Raw genomic sequence first — 7,729 nt, forward strand, 5'->3', positions numbered from 1 at the left:
GCTCAAGGAAGCCGCTGAGGCCCTTGCGCAGAAAACGAAAGAGGACTAAAACTCGACCTCGTCCTGCTTCACCCGGTGGGGGATTTTACGCGACCACAACTGGGGGAGTTTCAACTGACCGTCCGGGTCCCTGAGATTCGGCCCTCAAGAGGTGTCTTGTGAGACGTCATCTCCGGAAATCGAAAAAGCCTCGCCATGGTCAATGCAAGAATACCTTGACGCATCGCACACTTTGCCCTCTTGTCGATTTGTGTTTGCGGGACTTACCTTTATCATCCGCCGTGTCGAATCAGTTCATGGCCTCAGCTCGCGATGGAACTGGCAACAAGTTGGCGACGAGTTCTCAGGGGCTCCTCTGAAAGGGAGCGGTCTGTCGAATTGGAGGGAAGTTGCGTGTATTGGGGAAAGGAACAGATCGCGCACGAAACGATCGTCGTAAGTCTAATGGTTCGATCAAACCGTTTGGTGATTTGAATGCATTTTCATGAGCTAACCAATGAGGAATGGGAGCGACCAAGATGCCGCGCGAATACGTTTGAGCATCGACCGCTTAAGCGAGATGGGACCGATGGAACCCGGATCGTCTCTTACCCGGCGGTTGCGCGTGGCCGCGTTGCAGCGCTTTATCGAAGTGAATGGGTCCCTAGATTACAAACTCAATTCTGTGGTCATCCGGCAGACAGTCAATCACAGCAAGCGCGTCGCGGCACTCGCGGGTAGGATGACGAGCAAGATGAGCGGGATGGGCTGGAACACGGACACCGCCTGCGAAATTTTGGCGAAGCGCCTGTCAGTTGCTGCGCTTTTTCACGACATAGGCAAAGCCGCTGTATCGGCACGAATCCTTGGCAAACCGAGTGCGCTTGACAAAGCGGAATACTCAGCGGCGAAGGCTCACGCGGCACTAGGTGCGAAGCTGATTGACCAGGTAGCTTCCGGCTTTCCGCAATCCGATTTGGCTGGTCTCCTCAGGGAGGTGGCCCTGTGTCATCACGAAAGATGGGACGGAACTGGCTATCCTAGCGGCCTTCGAGGCGAATCGATTCCGATGGCAGCGCGTCTCGTCTCAGTCGCTGATGCCTACGACGCCATCCGGTATGCGCGAGTCTACAAGCGCGCTATCCCCAGAAGTCAGGCGATACGGGCGATTGTTGATGGTGCAGGCTCGCAGTTCGACCCTCGTATGGTGCACCTCTTCCTTTCGGTCGTTTCTGCCGTTCGTCAGAAATAGATGGATCTAGAAGAGGAGGGAGGGGGCCACGGAACCGAAGCGCACCCTTCCCGATTCACTCGAACTCGCCAAGGGCAACTGATCCTTCACCAAATGAGTTCCTCTCCTCTCGCATGCCAAGTGTAGAACGATGCATGACCTGAACCCCTGCTTCTCGCTCAGCTCTTTGACTGGCACACCGGCATCGGCTTCCTTCAGAAAACCGATGAGTTATCCTTCCGTAAAGCGCTTCTTCATGTTCGTCTTCTTCTCCGAAACGAACTTTACTAGGTTCCGGTTAGCTCTACTCGTTGGGAGCAGGTCACTGGGGGACGAATCATGCGGGGCCTAGCAGGCCAAAGCCACAAATATCGAGGTGGGAAGATAGTAACGGGGATCACGGCCCGGATAGAAGCGCGAGGTCAGGGATCTCAACTATTGCTAGCGAGTGTTTCGCCGAAGCTCGTCTGCACTAAATCTACCGTCCAGCACAATCTTTCCTTGCCGCCAGTCCGGCGCGTTCCGGACGTCATTCCAGTCGATCCAGCCATCAGCCTGTCTGAGTACATTTCGCGCTGTTTGGTCGTCCATGCTTCCTATCTCAGCGTAGAAGGTTGATGAGCCGAACACGGCGTATTATAGGATGATGCGTACTTCAGCGAACTTGATCGCCGATTTGGAATCGTGACCGACTCGGCGGGTCTGGCATTGCGCGATGTCGATTGTAGGTTTTTCCGCAGTTGAGATCGAGTTCGGGCTCCAGGACGTTGGGGTTTTGGGGATGTTTTCTAAGTGGTCCACCTGTGCGTGATCCAGTGATGACGCCACATGAGACGGTAAAGCATCGCGTCGGCAATGGTTTCGTCGCCACTCTACTCACGGATAGTCCCCAAAGAACGTTGCGCACGTCGTCAGGGCACGCTTCGACATTGAAACAATGCTGGTGCCCCAGCGCAGGGGATCCTCTCCATCTCAAATGCGCGACGCCGCCATTTGCGCAACCGAGTTCCGATATGTCCGCCTTCAGGAAGCTTCCTTGCATGTCTTTAGCCCCCCCGGAAAGTCAAAACTTGACACATATCCGCGCGACCGCACGGTCGAGGGCCGCGAGATGTAGGGCATCAAGCGACGTTTGTTGGGCGACGCGTCCCACTGCTGTTGCAACCTGTGTCTGGCAATCTGTATTGCTGCGAAGAGGCGCCACGCCCTTCAAATTCAGCATGATATTGGCCTGCAGCTTATCCAGAATGGGTCGAACAACGCCCGGCAAGCTCTGGCGAGGCGTTGCGGGAGCATTGCCCTGACGCATCCAGTTGCTGAGCAGCTCGTACTGAATTTCTTTGTTAGCTTCAATTTGGTCCGAGAAAATGTTTGTCACATCCTCCGTGGTTAGTCCGTACTCAGACGCCATCGCCACCGCATTTGCAATGACTTGCGCTTCTCGCTGAGGGTCATAGACGGCTTGGCCCGTGTCCCACTTGTTCAGAGCGACCTGGTCCGCGGTGTTGAGGCGATCTGCCATGCTGCGCACGAGCGGCACGAACGCATCCTGCTGTGCCCCGGCAGAGCAGCCTGTCACGAGCCATACGGCTAGTGCGAGTGTCACGGCATTCCGAGTGCAAACACGCCTCATGTTCTTCTTCAGTTTCAAAACTACTACTCCCTATTGGTTCATTCTCGCCTGCGGCGAAGCGCTCCGATACGACGTCCATCGCTACAGTCGCTCTGCAGTTCGCACTACATTGGACCTCAAATCCGGATAGTTAGGACATGGTCTGAGCCAAGACATTGGTCAACGCTAATTTTCGACGCCCACTCGACAAGAATTTTCCATTTTCCAGAGCGCCGGAGAATTTAACGTAATCATCAAAACTCTCACGGTCCAGACAGTTGTCAACATGATCAGCAAGCAAAACCTCAGATTCCGCGCCCCCCATTCTCGAACTTAAGCCGGCAAGCTCCGGGAGTTTGTCGTCCGACGTCCTTGAGCTTACATGCTTCGCCGAGCGCCCCCAGTTTGCATCCGTTTTCAGTGGAGCCGACAATCGTCAGAAATCTTCCGATATCCCAACACGTTCAATCAAGGTCAGCTTGACCGCTTGTCGCGGAGCTCCTTCGTATAGACCGCTTTTGAAATTCGATTCATCCATACCTCCGCTTCTCGGTATTACGAAACGTTGGCTCACATTCTTTTCGACCGGGCCTCATTGCGCCCGCAAGTCGGTGTTGTGGACGAAATCGCGGATCTTGCTGAACGCAAAAGCGAGGCGAGAGAAATCGTACGCTTACGATTGCTCAGGTCAGGGCCGCCGAACGACCTCGAACCTACAACGCCAAGCGGCCCGCTCAGTGCATTCATAGTAGTCGAGATCGTAAGGTCCGGATTTCCGGCGCCATAAACCTACATCGACCCTTAGACCAGGTACCGGCGGCCTAGGGTCGAACCGTAGATCCAAATGGCCGCCTTGGGCAAGTTCGTAGGAGCACCGGACTAACGGCGATCGCACAGAACCGTCATTATCAAGTTGCGGCGGGAAAAACATGGCAGAAGTAAATTCCTTGATATTACCGTCGCCCGGCCCTCTCGAAGTACCAATCCATTCACCCTCGTTATCGTTGGTTGTTGCCGTGTACACACCCCGCGCAATCTTGATGTTGGCAGGCATCGGGCAGCTTTCGTACGTTTCAGCAGCAGCGCAATACGATGCGCCGAGCGCAAGGGCAACAACAAGTAAACTTCTCATCATCGGTTTCGTTTCTCCACTTTGCAAAACGGTAAGTTCAAGCATCTGATCCTCTGGCTGAGCACTCAACACATTCTATTATGCCAACTATAGGTGGCAGCCAATTTCGCCTTTTGATGACCTATAGTCCACGATGACCATAAAAACCAAAATCATGTTTATACATTAATGACGCGGATGATGAAAAGTAAAAGTAACTTATGCCTGATAAAATATCGTTGATAGTATGTCGAGCCCATGTTTCTCGTAGCAACAAGGAGGCGGCGATAACGCATTCAGCGGACATGAGGAAATGACGAAGATGATCCGACGCACACTAAATGGCATTCAGCGCGAAACAGGCCACCCGCAATAGTCTGCGGACAGTATGAACACTTACCAGGGCGGCGGGATCGCGACAGGTGCATGAACCAGGACCGTGCTGGCACGCGGCACTTGCCCGTCGGTGAACGGCAACAGTCTGTTGGCAGGAATGCGAAGAAATGAAAATGGCATCAAAAAGTAACCGGAAGTCGTGGGCTCTTTGCCCGCGTCGTGCCCGAGACCACCTCTCGACCTGGCAGCACGGTCCCCAGCGACGATCGTGCGTTGGTATCAATATACTTGATGCTTTTTTTCTTGCAGTTGCTCAGACAATTTCGTAAGGTACGCGATTGCGGCGCCCAGTGGACGAGTCACATAATTTACGGCATGTTAACAAAGGAATGTATATGGAAAAGATGAAGAGAGTGCTTTTTGGTGGCCTTCTGTCCGCGGTTCTAATGGGTGTGGTGGCGCAGGCCTTTGCGGTCGCAGCGAGCGATGTATGCATATACACAAACCAGAAAGACCCTACCGAGAGTTATCCCTACTACTGTGGGACCGGCCCGATAGATGGTCCGAGGAGTCAGGCGACGGAGTAATGTGGCCGGTCTTTGGGCTTGGCACAATGTCGGCCGAGAACCTAGGCGATGACAAAAGGAACTCGCGCAATCATCAGCGGCGTAGTATCAAACGTAGCATTGGCCGATGTCCGAGGGGAAGGTGCACTGGTGGAACTGGCTTCCCATTCCGCTGTTTGTCTTGGCCAGATCACTGATTGCGGGCAAGGAACCCGCGGCGGAAGTGTTCCGCACGCCCGCCGCAATTGTGAAGTGCTTCTATCGAAATTAGGGAGCGGTTGACCCATTTCATGCGCCCGGTTTTTCGCCTTCTAGAGGCCCCCGAGTTAGTCCGTTAGCCGCGCAGGCCAGTCCTGCATGAACTGAGTTGGTGAAAGCCACGCCGTGAATGACGACGACTGGCGGTTATAGAACATATCAAGGTATTTGAACAAGTCGGCCATGGCTTCGCGATGCGTGCGATACTGGATCAGACGGAATTGGCGAAGGCCAACAGGTTAAGCAGTGATTTGATTCAGATAAAAGCGTCGTGTGAACGCGACAGGCGATTGGTAGTCAGCAGCGCCTGCGCGCGTTGCCGGTTGTAGAGGATTTCGATGTATTCGGTGATCGCCAAACGTGCCTGCTCGCACGTGGCAAAACATTAATGCTAGACCAGTTCATTCTTCGGCGTTGCCCGACGGATTCGATCGGGGCGTTGTTGTAGCGGTTGCCACGGCGGCTCAGCAACGCGTGTATGTCAAGGTGGCCGATGAGTGTTTGATAGGCGAGCGGCGCTGGTGCCATCCTCGATCGCTATGGTGAACCAGGCCGGCGGGTCACGACAGCGCGAAACAGTGTCGACATGACCAAATTTGTCGTCATCCGTTCCCTTACCGCCTAGCCGACAATTTCACCACTGTACAGTTCCTTCAGGCCGGCAAATACAGTCATGCCCCCGCCCCCGCTTCTCGGTATGACGAAACGTTGGCTGTAAGCGCCCGGCCATCCCGTCTTGAGTAGCGTTGAAGGTCTTGGGAGCATCGTGTGCACTTAGAAGGTGTTATGAACTTTCGGCCAGACCTGGTACCCTGGCGGAATGAAAAAGCGCAGACCTTACCCAACGGATGTATCGGATGAAGAGTGGTACTTTGCCGCTCCGTACCTGACATTGATGAACCAGGAGGCGCCTCAGCGTCGCTACGAATTGCGCGAGATGTTCAACGCTTGCGCTGGATTGTCCGCGCGGGCGCACCGTGGCGTCTGCTGCCCAATGACTTCCCGCCGTGGGAGGCGGTCTACCAGCAGACGCAGCGCTGGATTCAGGCAAGCTGTTTCGAGGCCATGGTCAATGATCTGCGTTCGATTATCCGGGTGGCGCAGGATCGCCGGGGGCAGCCCAGTGCAGTCATCCTGGATGGCCGCACGCTGCAGTCGACGTGCCAGAGCGGTCCACGCGCGGGTTACGACGGGTACAAGCGCAAGAAAGGCAGCAAGGTGCACATGGCGGTGGATACATTGGGACAACTGCTTGCGGTGCATGTGACGCCGGCCAACGAACAGGAGCGTGCACAGGTCGGAGAACTGGCGAGGCAGGTCCAGCAGGTCACGGGGCACACCGTGAGAATCGCGTTCGCTGACCAGGGCTACACCGGCGAAGAGCCTGCACAGGCCGCGCGCGATGAAGGCATCGAGCTTCACGTAGTCAGGTTGCCGGAGGCAAAAAAAGGCTTTGTACTGTTGCCGCGTCGTTGGGTGGTGGAGCGCACTTTCGGCTGGCTCAACCGCTTCCGGCGACTGGCCAGAGACTACGAGCGATTGCCCGAAACCTTGGCTGGTCTGCATTTCGTCGTGTTCTCCGTCCTTATGCTCGTCCACTTTGCAGCCCTTAACAAAAGTGCATAACACCTTCTAAATAGGTGGACAGTAAGCGTCATTCCGTGGCCGCATGGACAGAGCTGAAGCCGGTGTCCAAAGTGAGGTCCGTTACTTCAAGTGATGGGGACTACTTTGGACACACGGAATGCGCGATCATCGAACCGCAAGGGCCGACCGAATTACACACCAGAGTACCGACGGCAAGTTGCCGTCGCGGCGTGCGAGCCGGGTATTTCGGTGGCCAAGCTCGCGCAGGCGCACGGACTGAATCCGAATATGGTGTTCAAGTGGCGCCGGCAACTGCGGGCGGGCCTGTTTGAAGGGGTGGCACCCAGCACAGCGGTGTTGCTGCCCGTAGCGTTACCTGATGCACCGACCGGCGAGACCGCAGAACCGGCGTCGCTCGCTCTAGAGCCTGTCGAGCCACATCGCGAGAGCGTACCGGCGGCGGGCATCGAGATCGAACTGAACGGTGCCCGTGTACGCGTCACGGGCATGGTCGACCCCGTGCAGTTGCGCCTCGTGCTGCGCTGCCTGATGCCAGCATGATTGCGCCGCCAGGCGGTACCCGCGTATGGCTGGCAGCGGGCGTTACCGATATGCGCCGTGGCATGGATGGACTTGCCGCGCTGGTGCAGTCAGCACTCGGTCGTGATCCGTTCTCGGGGCACATCTTCCTGTTTCGCGGGCGTCGTGGGAGTCTCGTGACATAGTGCATCCTTTGGTTAGAAGCCCGGCAGCTTGAGTGACTTCTCTGCTTCCTGTCGGGCCTTGAAGTGAGGCGGTCGCCTTTCCTTGATAGCCCGTACACCTTCCCTGACGGCTTCGGAATCAAGCTCAGCAACAGGGACCTGCGAGGGCGCCGAGGGCATGAGTTGAGTCGCAGGCAGTATTCCTTCACGGATCAGGCGGTGAGCCGCCCCGGGTTTTCCGGAGACCGTTTTGCTTGCGTCATGCCACAGTGACAGACTCAGCGAGATTTGCATAGTAAGCGGCTTCTGCCTCGGCAGGTGGAATGTTGCCGATGGGGCCGAAGA

General features: G+C 55.9%; 5 protein-coding genes and 3 pseudogenes. 4 read left to right on the forward strand and 4 right to left on the reverse strand.

The genetic code is table 11. The features are described from left to right. Positions 1-535: 535 nt before the first annotated feature. The gene (locus tag AB3X86_RS37245; protein WP_368599790.1) at positions 536-1,231 is read left to right on the forward strand and encodes an HD-GYP domain-containing protein; all 696 of its coding nucleotides are present in this window, start codon (positions 536-538) and stop codon (positions 1,229-1,231) included. A gap of 1,042 nt (positions 1,232-2,273) precedes the next feature. On the opposite strand, the gene AB3X86_RS37250 is transcribed toward AB3X86_RS37245, so the two are convergent. The 3 genes and pseudogenes from AB3X86_RS37250 to AB3X86_RS37260 form a co-directional block, all read right to left on the reverse strand. Further along, complete coding sequence (locus AB3X86_RS37250; RefSeq protein ID WP_368587465.1) at positions 2,274-2,843, reverse strand: chorismate mutase; 570 nt, start codon at positions 2,841-2,843, stop codon at positions 2,274-2,276. A gap of 667 nt (positions 2,844-3,510) precedes the next feature. After that, positions 3,511-3,999 carry a DUF3757 domain-containing protein gene (locus AB3X86_RS37255; protein WP_368599791.1) on the reverse strand — a complete coding sequence of 163 codons (489 nt, stop codon included), beginning with the start codon at positions 3,997-3,999 and terminating at the stop codon, positions 3,511-3,513. A gap of 1,333 nt (positions 4,000-5,332) precedes the next feature. Further along, positions 5,333-5,756: pseudogene (locus AB3X86_RS37260) on the reverse strand (IS3 family transposase); the annotation flags it as partial. A gap of 157 nt (positions 5,757-5,913) precedes the next feature. Between AB3X86_RS37260 and AB3X86_RS37265 the strand changes: the two are divergent. From AB3X86_RS37265 to tnpB, 3 genes and pseudogenes are all read left to right on the forward strand, one after another. Next, positions 5,914-6,719 (forward strand): annotated as a pseudogene (locus AB3X86_RS37265) (IS5 family transposase). Positions 6,720-6,812: 93 nt separating this feature from the next. Continuing rightward, positions 6,813-7,241 carry a transposase gene (locus AB3X86_RS37270; protein WP_368599792.1) on the forward strand — a complete coding sequence of 143 codons (429 nt, stop codon included), beginning with the start codon at positions 6,813-6,815 and terminating at the stop codon, positions 7,239-7,241. Further along, positions 7,238-7,405, forward strand: coding sequence for an IS66 family insertion sequence element accessory protein TnpB (gene tnpB / locus AB3X86_RS37275; protein ID WP_176112360.1), 168 nt, complete (start codon positions 7,238-7,240; stop codon positions 7,403-7,405). Before AB3X86_RS37270 ends, tnpB begins: the two co-directional genes overlap by 4 nt. Positions 7,406-7,417: 12 nt before the next feature. Here the strand turns inward: tnpB and AB3X86_RS37280 are convergent. Then, a pseudogene (locus tag AB3X86_RS37280) lies at positions 7,418-7,729 on the reverse strand (hypothetical protein); the annotation flags it as partial.

Source organism: Paraburkholderia sp. BR14374 (assembly GCF_040948685.1).
Taxonomy (GTDB): Bacteria; Pseudomonadota; Gammaproteobacteria; order Burkholderiales; family Burkholderiaceae; genus Paraburkholderia; species Paraburkholderia youngii.